At 41.5% G+C, this 16,150-nt stretch carries 19 protein-coding genes; 7 read left to right on the top strand and 12 right to left on the bottom strand.

Going from position 1 to position 16,150, the window contains the following annotated elements; all coding sequences use genetic code 11:
• The first annotated feature begins 159 nt into the window (after positions 1-159).
• The 3 genes from FTT84_RS00850 (at position 160) to FTT84_RS00840 (ending at position 2,183) form a co-directional block, all read left to right on the top strand.
• Positions 160-807 carry a hypothetical protein gene (locus FTT84_RS00850; protein ID WP_180079604.1) on the top strand — a complete coding sequence of 216 codons (648 nt, stop codon included), beginning with the start codon at positions 160-162 and terminating at the stop codon, positions 805-807.
• A gap of 209 nt (positions 808-1,016) precedes the next feature.
• Entirely contained in the window at positions 1,017-1,559 is a 543-nt protein-coding gene (locus tag FTT84_RS00845) for a hypothetical protein (protein WP_067763997.1), read from the top strand.
• A gap of 114 nt (positions 1,560-1,673) precedes the next feature.
• On the top strand, positions 1,674-2,183 hold the full coding sequence (locus FTT84_RS00840) for a hypothetical protein (protein ID WP_180079602.1): 510 nt from the start codon (positions 1,674-1,676) through the stop codon (positions 2,181-2,183).
• A gap of 82 nt (positions 2,184-2,265) precedes the next feature.
• On the opposite strand, the gene FTT84_RS00835 is transcribed toward FTT84_RS00840, so the two are convergent.
• From FTT84_RS00835 to FTT84_RS00820, 4 genes are all read right to left on the bottom strand, one after another.
• Positions 2,266-2,691 carry a hypothetical protein gene (locus tag FTT84_RS00835; RefSeq protein WP_180191830.1) on the bottom strand — a complete coding sequence of 142 codons (426 nt, stop codon included), beginning with the start codon at positions 2,689-2,691 and terminating at the stop codon, positions 2,266-2,268.
• A 55-nt stretch (positions 2,692-2,746) separates the two neighbouring features.
• On the bottom strand, positions 2,747-3,700 hold the full coding sequence (locus FTT84_RS00830; protein ID WP_067764006.1) for a 2-hydroxyacid dehydrogenase: 954 nt from the start codon (positions 3,698-3,700) through the stop codon (positions 2,747-2,749).
• A 109-nt stretch (positions 3,701-3,809) separates the two neighbouring features.
• Complete coding sequence (locus FTT84_RS00825; protein ID WP_245668218.1) at positions 3,810-4,001, bottom strand: hypothetical protein; 192 nt, start codon at positions 3,999-4,001, stop codon at positions 3,810-3,812.
• A gap of 118 nt (positions 4,002-4,119) precedes the next feature.
• Positions 4,120-5,427, bottom strand: a complete 1,308-nt coding sequence (locus tag FTT84_RS00820; protein WP_180079598.1) for a hypothetical protein — start codon at positions 5,425-5,427, stop codon at positions 4,120-4,122.
• An 84-nt stretch (positions 5,428-5,511) separates the two neighbouring features.
• Here FTT84_RS00820 and FTT84_RS00815 point away from each other — a divergent pair, with 84 nt between their 5' ends.
• The gene (locus FTT84_RS00815) at positions 5,512-6,288 is read left to right on the top strand and encodes a class I SAM-dependent methyltransferase (protein WP_180079596.1); all 777 of its coding nucleotides are present in this window, start codon (positions 5,512-5,514) and stop codon (positions 6,286-6,288) included.
• Positions 6,289-6,307: 19 nt separating this feature from the next.
• Complete coding sequence (locus FTT84_RS00810) at positions 6,308-6,883, top strand: hypothetical protein (protein WP_180079594.1); 576 nt, start codon at positions 6,308-6,310, stop codon at positions 6,881-6,883.
• 76 nt (positions 6,884-6,959) lie between these two features.
• Here FTT84_RS00810 and FTT84_RS00805 read toward each other — a convergent pair whose 3' ends face one another.
• The 3 genes from FTT84_RS00805 to FTT84_RS00795 form a co-directional block, all read right to left on the bottom strand.
• A complete protein-coding gene (locus FTT84_RS00805) occupies positions 6,960-7,370 on the bottom strand; it encodes a GFA family protein (protein ID WP_180079676.1) in 411 nt (136 codons plus the stop codon).
• A 116-nt stretch (positions 7,371-7,486) separates the two neighbouring features.
• Complete coding sequence (locus FTT84_RS00800) at positions 7,487-8,692, bottom strand: TIGR03862 family flavoprotein (RefSeq protein ID WP_180079592.1); 1,206 nt, start codon at positions 8,690-8,692, stop codon at positions 7,487-7,489.
• Positions 8,693-8,698: 6 nt separating this feature from the next.
• Positions 8,699-9,349 (bottom strand): SAM-dependent methyltransferase, encoded by a 651-nt coding sequence (locus tag FTT84_RS00795; RefSeq protein ID WP_180079674.1) that lies wholly within the window; start codon positions 9,347-9,349, stop codon positions 8,699-8,701.
• Between the two features lie 84 nt (positions 9,350-9,433).
• On the opposite strand from FTT84_RS00795, the gene FTT84_RS00790 reads away from it, so the two are divergent.
• The gene (locus tag FTT84_RS00790; protein WP_067764029.1) at positions 9,434-9,619 is read left to right on the top strand and encodes a DNA gyrase inhibitor YacG; all 186 of its coding nucleotides are present in this window, start codon (positions 9,434-9,436) and stop codon (positions 9,617-9,619) included.
• A 101-nt stretch (positions 9,620-9,720) separates the two neighbouring features.
• Here the strand turns inward: FTT84_RS00790 and FTT84_RS00785 are convergent, their stop codons facing one another.
• The 5 genes from FTT84_RS00785 to FTT84_RS00765 form a co-directional block, all read right to left on the bottom strand.
• Positions 9,721-10,365, bottom strand: coding sequence for an MBL fold metallo-hydrolase (locus tag FTT84_RS00785; protein WP_067764032.1), 645 nt, complete (start codon positions 10,363-10,365; stop codon positions 9,721-9,723).
• 20 nt (positions 10,366-10,385) lie between these two features.
• Positions 10,386-11,399, bottom strand: a complete 1,014-nt coding sequence (gene hemH, locus FTT84_RS00780) for a ferrochelatase (protein WP_180079590.1) — start codon at positions 11,397-11,399, stop codon at positions 10,386-10,388.
• 65 nt (positions 11,400-11,464) lie between these two features.
• Positions 11,465-12,493, bottom strand: a complete 1,029-nt coding sequence (locus FTT84_RS00775) for a DUF4062 domain-containing protein (protein ID WP_067764038.1) — start codon at positions 12,491-12,493, stop codon at positions 11,465-11,467.
• A gap of 121 nt (positions 12,494-12,614) precedes the next feature.
• Entirely contained in the window at positions 12,615-13,499 is an 885-nt protein-coding gene (gene murI, locus FTT84_RS00770; RefSeq protein ID WP_067764041.1) for a glutamate racemase, read from the bottom strand.
• 48 nt (positions 13,500-13,547) lie between these two features.
• Positions 13,548-14,156, bottom strand: coding sequence for a DUF1285 domain-containing protein (locus FTT84_RS00765; RefSeq protein ID WP_180079588.1), 609 nt, complete (start codon positions 14,154-14,156; stop codon positions 13,548-13,550).
• 194 nt (positions 14,157-14,350) lie between these two features.
• On the opposite strand from FTT84_RS00765, the gene FTT84_RS00760 reads away from it, so the two are divergent.
• Positions 14,351-16,063: an electron transfer flavoprotein-ubiquinone oxidoreductase gene (locus FTT84_RS00760; RefSeq protein WP_067764047.1), complete on the top strand. Its 1,713-nt coding sequence runs from the start codon at positions 14,351-14,353 to the stop codon at positions 16,061-16,063.
• Positions 16,064-16,150 lie beyond the last annotated feature (87 nt).

The following is a 16,150-nucleotide window of genomic DNA, read 5'->3' as shown; positions in this document are numbered from 1 at the left end:
CACACTTCAAACTTCCGCGTATCTGAGCTGTTATTGCATTGTGTGACTTATCGCACAAAACCACTTTTTGCTTTTTTTTACTCTTAAGATGTCCTCTGCTCCAAAAGCGCTAATGCTGAGTGCAACAGCAGCGTTCAATAAAAGAGGACAAATGCAAAGATGAAACCTTTATTTAAAACAACACTGATCACCGCAGCATTATTCGCAACCACTCCACTATTTGCGAACACCGCAGTAGAAGCCAATGCGAAAGTTGAAACACAGCAACCATCTGTACTGCAAAATTTAAAACAAGACATTAATCAATCTGCACATAAAGCAGGTGATAAAATTGAAAAAGGCGTCGATAAGACCAAAACATTCACTCAAGAAAAATGGCAAGACACCAAAGAATTTAGTGCAGACAAGAAGCAAGATGCCAAAGACAAATGGGCTGAACTAAAACAGTCTAAAGATGAGAAAGCCGAAGCATCTAAAGCTGAAATTGATGCCAAAAATGAACAAAACAAAGCCAAGCTAGATGAACGTAAAGCACAGCTTGATGAAAAAGCAGCAAAAGACAAAGCAAAACTGGATGAGCGTAAAGCCAAAGTTGACAATAAAGTAGATCAAACCAAAAGTTATTTAGGTGAAAAAGCGGATCAAAGTCGTCAATTTGCAAGTGAGAAATGGCAGCAAACTAAGGATAATTTCCAAAAAGGTCAACAAGCCAATGTCAGTGGTGGCAGCAATGTTCAGCTGAATACGCCTGTCGCTCAAGCAGAAGTTCATAGCTCACATGAAGCCTCTATTGGTGCGCATAAATAAGCATCTTTAGGCTTTCAAAATACTCTCCCTCCAGAGAGGAGGCTCACTTTCGCGTGAGCCTTTTTTATGCTGAAATGCTCCATACACCGTTCTTGTTTAAAGCTGTATTGATTTTGCTACCTTGGCTTTTTTCTATTCCGTTTTTTTCTATAATGCGTTAAAACCATTCATCAGTTAGAAAATCTATAAAATTCAGAGGTGAAGCCATAATGGATTTATTGAAAACGACTTTATGCCTTAGCCTAGCGCTGGCTGCACCCAGTTTATGGGCTCAGGTAGATGCAAATACACAACAAGGTACGCAAAGCGACACTAAAAAATTGGTCACACCTTATGGTGACAACCCAAACCTATTACATGTATGGGCTTATAAAGCACAAGAAGGTGTGGTTGGCGCAGCTAAAAATATTGGTGAAATGACTGAACGTGGCATTTCAAAAATCAAGCCGTCAGTTGACCAAGCATGGGACAACACCAAAACAGCGACCAATAATACAGTGCAGCAAGTTGATCAAGGCGCACAGCACGTCACTCAAAACGTAAATGAAAAACTTAAAGATACACGTGAAGCCATTACTGGAAAAAGCAGTCAGCCTGCACCTATTACGCAGCAATCTTTAAGTGAGTCATCTTCTGGCAGTCAAATCAATACCACGCCAAGCAACAATGCGGGACAAAATAGTAATCAATATCCGCAAAGTAGCTATCCATCAAGTTCTACTTCAACGACCTATCCAGTTACAGATTTATAATTTTTAGTCCTCTATTTTAAAGCTCAACTTTGGTTGGGCTTTTTTAAAGCCCAAATACAATCGTTTTGGTATTTGGCAATCTGCCTATAAAAACAATGATGTAATGAGAAAAAAATGCGAATTTTATTTGGTATGTTGCTAGGTATTCTACTCTGCGTTGGGTCTGTGATTGGCTTACAACGTTTTCCACAATTGCTAAAAAGTTATCCACAGTTGCAAGCTATTTTTCCACAATTGTATAACTCTCACCAATATAACCATGATGCCGAAGGTAAATTATTACAAACCTTAGAAATGCTAGATGACGAAGAATACAAATCGACTGAAGGCAATAAAGTGACACTGTATCAACTCGACGATCAATGCAAAATAAACCTTTATGTTTTTGGTGAATCCTATCAGAGCCTAACAAGTTATTATTTTCACAAAGGTCAGATTTTACGTGCCTATGAAACATATCTGACTTATCCAAACGGTGGCTTTTACGCTGAACCCAATACTAAAGAGCCTTTTAAACTTGAAAAAAGTTATTTACGAATCATGATGCCAAACAATATCGAGACTGAACTTGAATTTAAACAAATCAAAAATCATTTCAATGCTAAATTTTTGAAAAATTGCTAGAAGCTTCCTTTACATATTCTCTAAGATCTACCTAGCGAATAGGTGAATTTCATCAACTCAAATTTAGCTATTAAATTAAGCATTAAGGAGCAGGTTTGAGATATCGCCTACGTACAAACGATGCTGTACAGATTTGAATAAGCATCAACAGGCAAAATGGATAGTCAACCCAGACTGATAAATGATCAATATGAGCAACCAATCCAAAGACAGAAAAATAGACCTGTCCCACAATAATAGGTACTACAACAAGCCATAGTCCCCAATACCAATAGCGATTTAAAAAATCAATAAGTGCTAAGACGAAATGCGCAATAAAAAATACCGAAACCAGCACAACTTGTAAGGTCGGCATAAATTTATGAACTTCAAAATCGGGGTTCTGGAATAAATAATTTTCACTGATATTTAGTACATAACTGTACCATACCCAAGAGATGCATGCGGTAAAGAGAATCAGCATGCAAAATAATCTTAAACTTTTTTTATTGGCAAGATCGACCTGCATAGACATCCCTATTTATATAGAGCTTTGTTCAAAAATAAGGTTCCTTAAACTCGTTTTAATTCACCTGCCGAATGACCATCCCCGCTTTAAAGGCCTCTACATTTTCCACCAATTGCTGCACAATGCGTTGTCTTGCATCGACGCTGCCCCAGGCACTGTGTGGAGTAATGATTAAATTCGGAATGCTCGCATCTAACAGTACATTACCATCTTTGGGTGGTTCTACTGTCAGTACATCGGTCGCTGCACCAGCAATCTCCCCAGCTTTTAAAGCATCTGCCAAAGCGGCCTCATTCACGACACCACCACGCGCACAGTTAATTAGAAAGGCTGAGGACTTCATTTTTTCAAGTTCTTCACGGCCAATTAAATCACGCGTTTCATCGCTTAATGGGCAGTGTAATGACAGAAAATCAACCTGTGGTAACAGCTCAGCAAAAGGAATTCTTTTCTCACGTGCAGGACGGTTTGGTAAAGCTGCAATTTTAACTTGCATGCCGAAGGCCTCAGCGAGCTTTGCAACGGCCTGACCTAACTCACCATAACCGACTATGCCTAAGGTTTTTCCCGAAAGCTCCATAATTGGGTAATCCATCAAGCAAAACTGCGTGGATTTATTCCATTCACCCGTACGTACTGCACGGTCATATTTCAGTAAAGATGTTGCCAAATTCAACATCAGCATGATGGTATGTTGTGCTACTGCGGCAGTGCCATATCCCTGACAATTACACACCACAATGTCTTGCTCACGTGCAAATTCAAGATCCACATTATTGGTGCCTGTTGCAGAGATCAAAATAACTTTAAGCTGTGGATTGTGCTGCATGTGCTCGGCATTGATCTGTACTTTATTGGTGATAATCACCTCAGCATCAGCAATACGTTCTGCGACTTCAATCGGTGAAGTTGCAGGATAAACAGTCCATTGATCAAACTGTGCTGCTAGGGCACGAAAATCCAAATCATTTTTATCCAATGATTGATAATCTAGAAATACTGCTTTCATGCCCGCTCCTTGTTTGCTGCACTTTTCTCGTTTTAGATCTGTCATTATTAAACCCTGCTCATGCCATTATTTCAATGACTCGCAGTCCGTACAGATATTAAAAAACTCGCTATTTCGCGGGTTTATCAAGATGATGTCGGAGTGAATTTCTTATTTTCAGCACCACATAAATGGTTAAAATGGCTAAGACCATCATGCCACTGCTAAAGATTAAAATGGTTGAACTAAAACCCTGTGCATACACTGGATTTGTCACCAGTGACGCAATAAACAATACAGCAAGCATCTGTGCAGATTGCATACTGATACCCCTCATATTCCTTATGATGAATGGAATGGTATGACTAATTTTTATACCACCTTTCATTCATCATAATCCCTTATAAAAAATAAGCAATAGGGGCTTTTTGATCAAAAGTTTAAATTTGACTGTCTTCCAGCTCAGTCACAAACTGGCATTGTGATCCAGATTGTTCAGTAAATATGGCCTGCCCATATTCATCACTGCTGAGTAAAAGCTGTTTATAGTTCACCGTGTAGTAACCTGCATATTTCTGCATGAGTACAGGATGCATCCCTGAGGGCAAATCCTCCTGTGCAGAAATTAACTTCATGACCTGACGATCATTCATGACCACCATGTAGCGTTCATCTTGTAAATAAACATAAACCAAACCCGTACCTTTGGCTTGAAGTGGAATCAAAAATTTATGATTCAGCTCGATCACACCTGCGGCATAACATTCTATTTTTTGACTAATGACATTAAATACCAGGCCATGCGCATATTGATCCAACAGTAAGCTACGGCTTTCCTGTGGCATAAAAGTGTTAATCCCGAGTTTATTTAAATCCTGCTCACTTACCTGTTTATTATTAAATAAGGCACGCAACAAAGTCTGCTTTTGTTTAGCATCAAAAAACTGCGGATCGAGCTGAAAATGGTTATTTTTTAGAATTTGACCTAAGGCAATACGATGGCGCGAAAGTAAATTTTCAATCACTTTACGATAATAAAATTTACTATTCTTTTTCACTTTACGCATTTTTTGATAAAAATACTGCGCATCAAAAGTGTGACGTAAAAAGTCATTCAGTAGCTCGGAACTGGCAAGTACAGCAATTGCATCATGTCCGGTAAATGGTAAATGCAGCACATGTACATGCGGAATCAGTGCCTGCAATTTTTCAAAATGTGCACGATCTTCAGGACAGTATGGGTCATACACCACAATGTATTCACGCTCAGTCGAAACATCGTCGGCTTGAATCCGCATATTGGCATTTAAACTCGGCTGAAAGAACATGCCATAGCGCGTATCAACAATATCTTCAGGGTCAATCGAATACTGCGGCACCATACTGACCACACGCTGAAAATCAAATAATTTCGCGTATTTAATGGCCGCATAGCCGCCCATCGAGCCACCATAAGCAATACGAACTGTAAACTGCTCAAGGATGTGCTGAATTTCGGCAAACATGTTCTGCATAGATGCTGCTGGAAACCATGACTTTTGCTTTGGCATGACACCAATGACATTAAAATCATACTTTTGTAATGACTTTTCAGCATTGATACTTAGCCCTTTAGCACGGGTAATCAAATCACCAAATGAAAAGATCAGTTCACTGGAACTTCCAGGTTGAAAGATCACCCGAATTTGTTCATCTTCAAATATGATCTGCTTCTCTACGAGGGTTTGCTCAGTTCCTTGTTGCGTCACGCGGTTCCTTCCTGTCAGTTTCAAAGTTGTCATGCTGCGAATATGCTATTTTATAGAGGCCATACAGATAAAAAAGTGCAGAATATGACACAATCACTACATCCTGCCGCACAACAGGGCTTCAGTTCAGCAGCTGAACTGTATCAACAGGCTCGCCCTGACTATCCAGCGGCTATAACGCCATGGCTTCAACAACATTTAAATCTGTCTGAGCATGCGCGTTTACTCGACTTAGGCGCAGGGACTGGAAAATTCCTGAATTATATCCAACCACTCAGCCAACACATCACCGCCGTCGAACCTGTGGCTGAAATGTTAGCTGAATTGCAAAAAAAACATCCACATATCGAAACCCTCGCTGCACGCAGCGATAATATTCCCCTCAATAATCAGAGCATCCACGCAGTTTTTTGTGCCCAATCTTTTCATTGGTTTGCTAACCGCGAAACCTTACATGAAATTGCGCGTGTACTAAAGCCAGAAGGCTATTTAGTACTAATCTGGAATCAACGAGATATCAGCGTTGATTGGGTCAATGCGTTGGCCAATATCGTCAATGCACTTGAAGGAGATACACCACGTTATCATAGTGGTGAATGGCGAAAAGCCTTTGAACAACAGACGACTTTTCAATTGAGCGCTGAAACCACATTTAAACAACCGCATCAAGGTACAGTCGAACAAGTAGTTTCAAATCGTTTACTTTCGACCAGTTTTATTGCTGCCCTCCCAAGCGCAGAGCAACAACGCTTAAAGCAACAATTTGAACAAATCGTTGAACAATACACGGAAAAAAGTGCCCATGATGATATTGTTTTCCCTTATATCACTCATGTCTATGTCTTTAAAAAAATAAGTTAATCCTCAAGGAAATCATATTATGTCGAATCTGCCGTTAAAAAAACTCGCACTGATCATGTTATTGAGTAGTACATTCGGATTAACTGCTTGTCAAAAAACTTCAGAAAATGAACAGCAAAATGCTAACATTTCTGCGGATGATCAAATTATGCAAGAGCTCAACGCTGATCCAGTGAAAGTCTTTGCCAAAACGCCAGATGATAAACATGACATTCAGGCGCTGACGGATTTTGATACCCGTTTTACCGCCGTGAGCGATGACATGGAAGATGAGTTAATGCGTATGAAAGATGAAGGCTCATTAACAGCAGAGTTTGCTTTACAGCGTAAACAGGACAACATCCAATCTGCGCTCACCATGCTTAAAGCACTTGATTTAAAAAGCGAGCAAGGCCGCTATATTCAGGGTTTGATGTACCAATATTGGGATAATCAAGCGAATATGCTCAAGCAACAGCCCACAGATAAAGCCTCTGAAGGCGTTCCACAAAACGAAAGCATCAAAGGCTTAGGCCAGTTCATTCATGCTCAGGAACAATTAGGTCATTGGCAGGAACAATATCCCGAGCTTAAACATCCTGCTCAAGCTCAATAAATTAAATGTCTAAAAATGACTTAAATAAAAAGGGTTCCACGTGAACCCTTTTTATTTAGAAATACAACGCAAAAAATTAAGGACGCTCTGCATATTGCGGTAAATCATCATGAATACTGTCCCATTCTGCTTTTGAGCTAACGAATATATGGCAGACTGGCGCTTGCTGTATCGGTGTATCGAGTGTTCCTATCCGTAAGCGATAGTAATCTGGTGTATCGGCTTTAATACTGATAATCGGTGAACCACATTCCCCACAAAAGCAGCGCTGAGTGGTCGCTGTGGATTGAAATTTTTTCAGTACATCTTCGCCCGACACAATTTTGAAATCTGCTTTGGCTATTGGAGCATTGGTTGCATAGGCTGTTCCATTGGCTTTCCGACAACGAGAACAATGACACTCTACAATTTCACCAATGGGCCCATTAATTTCATAGCAGACCGCACCACATAAACAGCTGCCTGTATATTGTTGTTCTATGCGCATTATTCTGATGTCATTTGCTTTAAGAAGCATCAACATAGCACACTGCTCCGACGCATTTGTGACAATTTATGGATGCCTTAGGTAAAATAATTGCCCCCAATCCAGTTAAAACAAACCTAAACTGAATGAGCTAAATACTGATGTACACCTTGCCCTGCGGCACGACCCGTTGCAAAGCATGCCGTAAGTAAATAGCCACCTGTGGGCGCATCCCAATCCAACATTTCGCCACAGAGAAATACATAAGGATTGGTCTTTAATTGTAATTGCGAGCTTAAAGCATCACGTTTTACACCGCCAGCACAACTAATCGCTTCTTCAATTGGTCGAAATCCTGTTAGCGCGAGCGTTAAATGCTTAATCTTTTGTGCCAAAGCCATTGGATCATTCCAAAGATTTTTCGGCACCAACTCGCGAACGACAGCAGATTTAGTAGCATCTAAGCCCGCTTTACGCCAGACTTTACTCAACGACTGCTTTTTAGAAGGCTGTAATTTTTTTGCCAGTTGCTCAATACTTTGGTCTGGCAGCAAATCCAGTGACAACTGCATCGGCAGCGCATCTCGGAAGCGTTGACGTAGCGCTCGACCTTGCTTATAGATTAAACCACTTTCCAAACCATAATGTGAAATCACAATATCGCCTTGGGTCGCGGCAGCGCCTCCAACCCAAGCATGAACGCGTTTTAATGGCTGCCCAAAAACCGGCTGCATAAATGCAGACCATGGATATTCCACACCGGCATTGCTCGCTTGGAATGGCTCAATCGCATCCTTACTTAACCATTTTTGCCACGCACCATCACTACCTAATTGCGACCATGACACTGCGCCACAAGCCATCACAATCGCATCAAATTTTTCAGTCTGTACTGCATGACCTTCAAGTAAATTTTGAATGCGTAGTTGATTATCCTGCAAGTCTAAAATTTGATGACGATAATGAAATTTAATACCCTGTGCGGTCAAGCGCTTCAACCATGCTCGCAGTAAAGGGGCTGCTTTCATCTCAATCGGAAATACGCGACCCGATGAACCAATGTAGGTTTCAATCCCCAGACTTTTCATCCAGCTTTGAATCCACTGCACATTCCATTGTTTCACCCATGGACTGAGCCAATCAACTTGATCATAACGCTGCACAAATTGTTCTATAGGTTCGGCATGCGAAATATTTAACCCCGTTTTACCTGCCATGAGAAATTTACGCGCCGCTGAAGGCTTTTGCTCATAAACATGTATCTCATAGTCATGCTGACTTAAGACTTCAGCCGCCATCAAGCCTGCCGGACCTGCACCAATAATTGCAATACGCTGAGTCATGCCCAATTATTCCGCCTGTTCTTTGACAGGATTTTGTCCCTGTAAAGGCTGAAAATCATCAAAACGTGTTACATAGTCAGCCGGTTTGGTAATGATTAACTGCTGACACAATTCACCACGTTCCAAATACTTAATTTCAAAATGCGTGCGTGCTGAAGTAGTTGCAATTTTTTCCTTAACGAATGGCAGTTTCCATACATCAATCAATTGCTGCTGCGCTTCTTCAATATATTCAGGAATATTACTCGCCAAGGTAATTTGACCACCCGGCTGCAAACGTGACAATAAAAACTCAAAGAATGGCATATTTAACCAACGCTGTGCAGGATTATGCGGTTCTGGATTCGGGTACAGAATAAAAAACTGTTGTACTTGCGCAGGATGCAAGGCATGCACCACCCAAGGAATCGCATCTGCATGTACAGGGCTAAGATTTTGCTGCCCTTCAATTTGATGCTGTTTTTGCATCGCCACAAATTTTTCACGGGTGCGCTCTACTGCTATTAACTGAAACTCAGGATGTTGTGCAGTGAATAATAAGGCGTGCTTTCCTTTGCCTGCACCAATTTCCACACAAATTGGAGTTGGCTGAATGGATTGAAAATCACGGGGAGCATGCATACGCTGCGCTTGAAATTGACGAATAGGCATAAACAGATCAAACTAAACAGAACCGCATAAGTCTAACAACTGCGACTGTTTTTGCCTAATTGAATCATCCATTTTCGCTGGAGTTGCCCCATGCCAACCACCATGAACTGCCCTCGCTGTGGCAAACTCACCACATGGGAAGACAATGAATACCGCCCATTCTGCTCAGATCGCTGCAAATTGATTGATCTTGGTGCTTGGGCCAATGACGAATATCGCCTGCCAACCCAAGATGCGCCTCAAGCTGATGGTGGCCGTGAGGAAGATCAGTTCTAAATACGTTTAGCTCAGATTTAAATATAAAAAAAGTTCCAATAAAAAAAGGTCTACCGCAGTAGACCTTTTTTATTTTATCGAATCCAGTTAAAGCATATTGATTAACCGGCTTTACCCGCAACAAAAGGATTGTGCTGCTTTTCATAGCCAATGGTACTCATTGGCCCATGCCCAGAAATAAACTGAGTATCGTCAGGTAAACTAAAGCATTCGCGTTGAATCGAGTCTAACAACTGCTGATGATTGCCACGCGGAAAGTCAGTACGGCCGATAGAACCTTTAAATAACACATCACCCGTCCATAACACACCATATTTAGCGTTATAGAACATGACGTGGCCTGGGGTATGCCCTGGTGCAAAACGCACTTCAAACTCTTCTTCGCCCAACTTCAGTGTTTCGCCACCTTCTAACCACTGGGTCACATTGACATTTTCAGGAATCGGAAAGCCATATTTGGCTGATACGTCTTGAATCATGTCGAGCCAAAAAGCATCCTCTTTGTGTGGACCAATCACAGGGACATTCCACGCTTCGGTTAATGCACCCACTGCACCTGCATGATCTAAATGCCCATGCGTCAGCCACAATGCTTTTACTGTTAAGCCCAAAGCCTCAACTTCCGCTATCAGCTTTTCAGCTTCCCCACCCGCATCAATTAAAATGGCTTCTTTGGTTTCGGAATCCCAAACAATGGAACAGTTTTGTTGAAATGCCGTGACGGGAACGATTTTAACTTGCAACATAGGGCGACAACCTCAAGGCGTTAATGGGCTAATGTTTGCTTTAAGGCATCAAGATTAGCTTGAAGTAACAAATTGAGCAATCCAACATGATCCTCACGTGAGTTCAATGCAGGGATATAACCATAATGGCCACCACCCGCATTTTGGAAAATTTCTGCATTTTGCAATGCGAGTTCTTCTAAGGTCTCTAAACAATCTGCTGAAAATGCGGGGCTCATCACTTGAACCGATTGGATACCTTGTTGCCCCCATGCTTCTAAGGTGGCATCGGTATAAGGCTTCACCCACTCTTGCTTACCAAAACGCGATTGGAAACTAATCTCATACTGTTCAGCAGTTAAACCCAAAGCTTGTGCAACCAAATGACCCGTCACACGGCAACGATCTGCATAGGGATCGCCCTTATCGGCATAAGGCTGTGGAATACCGTGGAATGACATCAATAATTTATCTGGTACACCATGTTCAGCTTGATAATCACGCACACTTTGCGCCAAGGCATGTATAAACACAGGATGCTGGTAATAATCACGAATAATGCTCAGACCCGGCAAATTACGCTGCTGTGGAATCCATTTAGCAATGGCATCGTATAAAGGTGCCGTAGATGTTGCTGAATACTGTGGAAACAACGGAAATAATAGAATATGGTCTTGAGGCTGCTCAGCCAATTGCGCTAAAGCGGCAGAAATCCCTGGATTACCATAAGTCATGGCCGGAATCACATTCAGTTCAAATTCTGGATATTTTGCTGTGAGATGCTGTTTTACTGCCACAACTTGCTCAAATAAAATTTCACGCATGGGCGAATCATTACCCCAAACCATGTCATAAGCATGTGCAACACGTTTAGGGCGAAATGGCAAAATAAACAAACGTAGAATGATTTGCCAAATCGGTTTCGGGATTTCAATCACCCGCTTATCCGACAAAAACTGTTGCAGAAAACGACGCACTGCGGGCACAGTTGGCGCATCAGGCGTACCTAGATTCGCCAGAATAATGGTGACTTTAGCTTTCTCGGCAGGCAACATTACGCTTTTTCCATTAATTTGAATGACGCTAATGTAGCAGCTTTTTATCTATTTAATAAAATAGATTAATATGCAGATTTAAATTGAAAAACTCGATCATTATCTAGCAAATTACTTTCTAACAATTTTTGACCTTTACTGGTCACTTGCCACAACATCCGCTGACGGTCATCTCGGCCATTGGGCACAATCCAGTCATTCTGCCGCATCTGGCTTTTAATGCTGTGTAAAGCACGAATATTCACTTGTGCCCGCGCAACCGCATGTGCGCGTGGCATCTCAATACGTGCATCATCCAAACCTGTTTCATTCAAAAACTCATTCATACGTTTAGAGAAGAATTCTTCAGGGGTTGGATTAACAAAGGTTGCGCCTAAAATCGACAAAAGCTGCGCCCACGTCATTTTCTTCTGTACTTTTAATTCTTTGAAATTACCATCTTGATAAGCGTGCATGCGGTATTCAAATGAAAATAGTTCATGCATCGACACTTTTGGTAAAGATAAGAACGGATCAACTTCGCGTTTTCCAGACTCTGTTTCGAGTTGAACTAACTGGGCTTTTAAACGATCAATTTCATCATGTAGAGCTTGAGTATTCTGTGGGCGTACCCAACCTGTAACAGGATAGCGTTCTAGCATTTGTGGCATGTTCAATCGAACTGCCATTTCTAAATCACGCAAACTACGATAGGTAAAAACTTGATCGACTTCATTTTGTAATAGTTTTCTAAATTCTTTAAATTTTTCACGAAGTTCAGGTTTAGCATCATGTAACGCATCATCACGTGAATCTGGATCATCATGCATAAACACAATGACAGGTTTTTGCTTGGTCACCGCATAGATGTATTCAAGGTGCATATAGCCCACACCAGACACAGACTGCTCACCGTATTGACTGCCCAATAAAATCATCACATAGTCACAATCGTCAATTTGACGACGTGCAAAAGCAGTGCTCAATGGTGTGCGTTGTTCTAGCCCCCATGAGAAAAACCCCATTCCCACAAGCGTCTGAGCCAAAATAATCCGTTCTGGCTGCATTTCGCTACCAGATGTGGAAATGAATACTTGATAACGCTTATCGAGCATTAGTGATCCTCTCCCGCTGCATAACGCACTCAGCATCGAATTTATCTTAGCTGGAAAATGCGACATGACTACCCCAATATAAAACTAATTTTTTCATTTAACGTTGTCCAAAATGACTGATTTAGTCTTCTGAACTTATAAGTCCGATGTTGGCAATGTTCCAAGAAATATCATCTTGAATCAGGCGCGCCACAACCGGTTTTAAATTTTCCGCATTATTGCCACTGACATAGCATTCTATACGCAAACAATTTTCTCGTTTCTGATCAAATAATAACTCATTTTTAATCAAAATTCGGGCTGTTTGTCGTGCAACTGCAAAACCTGAGTCAATTAATGTCAGCTTCTGACCAAAAATATACTGAATTGCCGATTTTAGGAAGGGGTAATGTGTACATCCAAGCACTAAAAAATCTGCACCTTGATTTACAACTGGCTGTAAAACCTCAGTTAATGTGTTAAGACAAGCCTCACTCATCTGCGCGCCTGCTTCTACAAAGGGTACTAATTCCAAACTGGTAACAGTCAGAACATTGACCCCTGCCGGCTCAGCAAAACGATGCATCACATCTTTAATCAACTTTCCACGAAATGTCGCAGGTGTTGCAAGAACAGCCACTGTTTTACTTTTTGTTTGCAGAACGGCAGGCTTTAACGCAGGAACTAAACCAATAATGGGGAAGTTCTCCCCATAATGTTCACGCAAATAATCCAAACTAAAAGCAGATGCCGTGTTACATGCCACGACAGCGACTTTACAGCCTTGGCGGTATAACCACTCTATGGCATGTGCAGTCAATTCACGTATATTTTGATCATCACGTGGCCCATAGGGTACATGTGCAGTATCGGCATAATACACAATACGTTCATTCGGCAAATAGCGCGCAATTTCCAAGGCCACAGATAAGCCACCAATCCCCGAATCAAATAAACCGATCGGTGCATCTGCGCCAGCTTTCGGCATGGGTACATCCAGTGGGTAAATGGGGTGAATGGCGGTCATAGGGTCACTTATATGTTGTTCAGAATGACAAGGTGGAAAGCTTAAACCTCAGGTGCCTAATTGCAAGCTCAAATCACCACTTTGTAACACTAAAATGGATTCACCTTTTTCATTTTCAAGCAGTTCACCCATCTCAACCAAATGAAAGAATGCGGCACGCTGGATCAGTGCATTAATTCCAAAACGCACATGTACATAGGGGCGCAATTCACCTTGATATTCACGCATAAAAATAGGATGTTCATCATCCACAACAATCACGTCTTGTGTTGTGGTCGTAAACTGGATATAGCGCTTATTTTCTAGCTCAAGCGTATCGACTTGATTAACAAATAAAGGCTCATCTTCTACCTGTATTTCAATCTGCTCGACTGGGGTCTTTAAATAGAACTTGCTGTCTTCTTTCCATAGTACTGTCGAGAACAAGTCAATAAGCGCTTGGCGTTTGATCAATTGACCATCGTGCCACCATTCTCCATTGGCTAAAACCTTCAGATCCATTGCACCACAATGCTTTGGATGCCATTGATCTAATGGTGGGATTGACCTTTTGTGACCGGACTGTCCATCTTTTAAGTATTGTGCAATGTTCATTAAATTTCTATCATCCCTATTAATGACTTTTTTCGTCGGGTTTCCGATCAATTGCTGCTTCATCCGCCTAATAAATACCTTAGTGACGGAAAAATAATATGATTCAGCCAATTGGCTAGAACTCGGTTTAAAACTATACTAGCCCACAATATTCAAGACACGATAGAAAAATTGTGTCTGGGCATTAAGAACACTCATGGCAGCACCATTTAAATGAGTTAAATGGATGCCACCTTCCGAAATATGAGGAGTCCTACATGGAACACATCGAACGTGAATCGATGGAGTTTGACGTAGTTATCGTCGGTGCAGGTCCTGCCGGCCTATCTGCTGCGATTAAAATTCGTCAACTTGCAATTGAAAATAACCTAAACGATCTGTCCGTTTGTGTCGTGGAAAAGGGCTCCGAAGTTGGTGCGCACATTCTATCCGGTGCTGTGCTAGAACCTCGCGCAATGAATGAATTGTTCCCAGACTGGAAAGAACAAGGTGCGCCTTTAAATGTGCCTGTCACTGAAGATAAAACCTTCTTCTTATTGTCTGATGAAAAATCACAAGAAGCACCGCATTGGATGGTACCAAAAACCATGCATAACGATGGTAACTATGTTATTTCGTTAGGTAACGTGGTTCGCTGGTTAGGTGCTAAAGCTGAAGAATTAGAAGTGTCTATTTTCCCAGGCTTTGCAGCGTCTGAAATTCTTTACCATGAAGACGGGACTGTGAAAGGTATTCAGACTGGCGACATGGGTATTGGTAAAGATGGCGAACCAACGCACAACTTTACCCCTGGCTATGAACTGCATGCGAAATACACATTATTTGCTGAAGGCTGTCGTGGTCACTTGGGTAAACGTCTGATTGCTCAGTTCAACTTAGATAAAGATGCTGATCCGCAACATTACGGTATTGGTATTAAAGAACTTTGGGAAATCGACCCTGCTAAACACAAGCCAGGTCTGGTGATGCACGGTGCAGGTTGGCCTTTAAGTGAAACAGGTTCTTCAGGCGGTTGGTGGTTATACCACGCTGAAAACAACCAAGTGACGTTGGGTATGATCGTTGACTTATCATATACCAATCCACACATGTATCCATTTATGGAAATGCAGCGTTGGAAAACACATCCACTAATCAAGCAATATCTTGAAGGTGGCAAACGTATTTCTTATGGTGCACGTGCAGTTGTAAAAGGTGGTTTCAACTCTTTACCTAAATTCACTTTCCCAGGCGGTAGCTTAATTGGTGATGACGCAGGCTTCCTAAACTTTGCGAAAATCAAAGGCTCTCATACAGCGATGAAATCAGGCATGCTATGCGGTGAAGCTGTATTTGAAGCGATTGCTGCGGGTGTGGAAAAAGGCGGCGACCTTGCCATTGCACGTGTGACTGAAGGTGAAGACTTCTTCGCTAAAGAGTTAACTGCGTACACAGACAAGTTCAACAACAGTTGGTTGAAAGAAGAGTTATATAACTCTCGTAACTTCGGCCCTGCTATGCATAAGTTCGGTCAATGGATGGGTGGTGCGTTCAACTTTGTTGATCAAAACATCTTTAAAGTGCCATTTACACTACATGACTTACAGCCCGACTTCAGCGCTTTAAAAACTGTCGATGCTGCGAACTTCAAACCGAATTATCCAAAACCAGATGGTAAAATTACATTTGACCGTTTGTCTTCAGTATTCGTATCAAATACGGTACATGAAGAGAATCAACCTGCTCACTTGAAACTGACAGATGCTTCTATTCCTGTAAATGTGAACTTACCAAAATGGGATGAGCCTGCTCAGCGCTACTGCCCTGCCGGTGTTTATGAAATTATGGAAGAGAATGACGGTTCTAAGCGTTTCCAAATTAACGCGGCAAACTGTGTTCACTGTAAGACGTGTGATATCAAAGATCCGTCTCAAAACATTACTTGGGTAACACCTGAGGGTGGCGGTGGTCCAAACTATCCAAATATGTAATTTTTTTGAGATTGAAATAAACCCGCTTCGCGCGGGTTTATTCTCAGTTTAAAATAATTTATTCAAAGTTAGAATTCTTCAAATTTG

Origin of the sequence: Acinetobacter sp. YH01019 (assembly GCF_013420285.1) — a bacterium.
In the GTDB taxonomy this organism is placed as follows: domain Bacteria; phylum Pseudomonadota; class Gammaproteobacteria; order Pseudomonadales; family Moraxellaceae; genus Acinetobacter; species Acinetobacter gandensis.
This window is presented reverse-complemented; position numbering and strand designations above follow the sequence as displayed.

Coding starts and splice junctions, on each gene's coding strand:
- FTT84_RS00850 (WP_180079604.1), top strand. CDS start 160: ATGAAACCTTTATTTAAAACAACACTGATCACCGCAGCATTATTCGCA.
- FTT84_RS00845 (WP_067763997.1), top strand. CDS start 1,017: ATGGATTTATTGAAAACGACTTTATGCCTTAGCCTAGCGCTGGCTGCA.
- FTT84_RS00840 (WP_180079602.1), top strand. CDS start 1,674: ATGCGAATTTTATTTGGTATGTTGCTAGGTATTCTACTCTGCGTTGGG.
- FTT84_RS00835 (WP_180191830.1), bottom strand. CDS start 2,691: ATGCAGGTCGATCTTGCCAATAAAAAAAGTTTAAGATTATTTTGCATG.
- FTT84_RS00830 (WP_067764006.1), bottom strand. CDS start 3,700: ATGAAAGCAGTATTTCTAGATTATCAATCATTGGATAAAAATGATTTG.
- FTT84_RS00825 (WP_245668218.1), bottom strand. CDS start 4,001: ATGCAATCTGCACAGATGCTTGCTGTATTGTTTATTGCGTCACTGGTG.
- FTT84_RS00815 (WP_180079596.1), top strand. CDS start 5,512: ATGACACAATCACTACATCCTGCCGCACAACAGGGCTTCAGTTCAGCA.
- FTT84_RS00810 (WP_180079594.1), top strand. CDS start 6,308: ATGTCGAATCTGCCGTTAAAAAAACTCGCACTGATCATGTTATTGAGT.
- FTT84_RS00805 (WP_180079676.1), bottom strand. CDS start 7,370: ATGCGCATAGAACAACAATATACAGGCAGCTGTTTATGTGGTGCGGTC.
- FTT84_RS00800 (WP_180079592.1), bottom strand. CDS start 8,692: ATGACTCAGCGTATTGCAATTATTGGTGCAGGTCCGGCAGGCTTGATG.
- FTT84_RS00790 (WP_067764029.1), top strand. CDS start 9,434: ATGCCAACCACCATGAACTGCCCTCGCTGTGGCAAACTCACCACATGG.
- FTT84_RS00785 (WP_067764032.1), bottom strand. CDS start 10,365: ATGTTGCAAGTTAAAATCGTTCCCGTCACGGCATTTCAACAAAACTGT.
- hemH (WP_180079590.1), bottom strand. CDS start 11,399: ATGTTGCCTGCCGAGAAAGCTAAAGTCACCATTATTCTGGCGAATCTA.
- FTT84_RS00775 (WP_067764038.1), bottom strand. CDS start 12,493: ATGCTCGATAAGCGTTATCAAGTATTCATTTCCACATCTGGTAGCGAA.
- murI (WP_067764041.1), bottom strand. CDS start 13,499: ATGACCGCCATTCACCCCATTTACCCACTGGATGTACCCATGCCGAAA.
- FTT84_RS00765 (WP_180079588.1), bottom strand. CDS start 14,156: ATGAAGCAGCAATTGATCGGAAACCCGACGAAAAAAGTCATTAATAGG.
- FTT84_RS00760 (WP_067764047.1), top strand. CDS start 14,351: ATGGAACACATCGAACGTGAATCGATGGAGTTTGACGTAGTTATCGTC.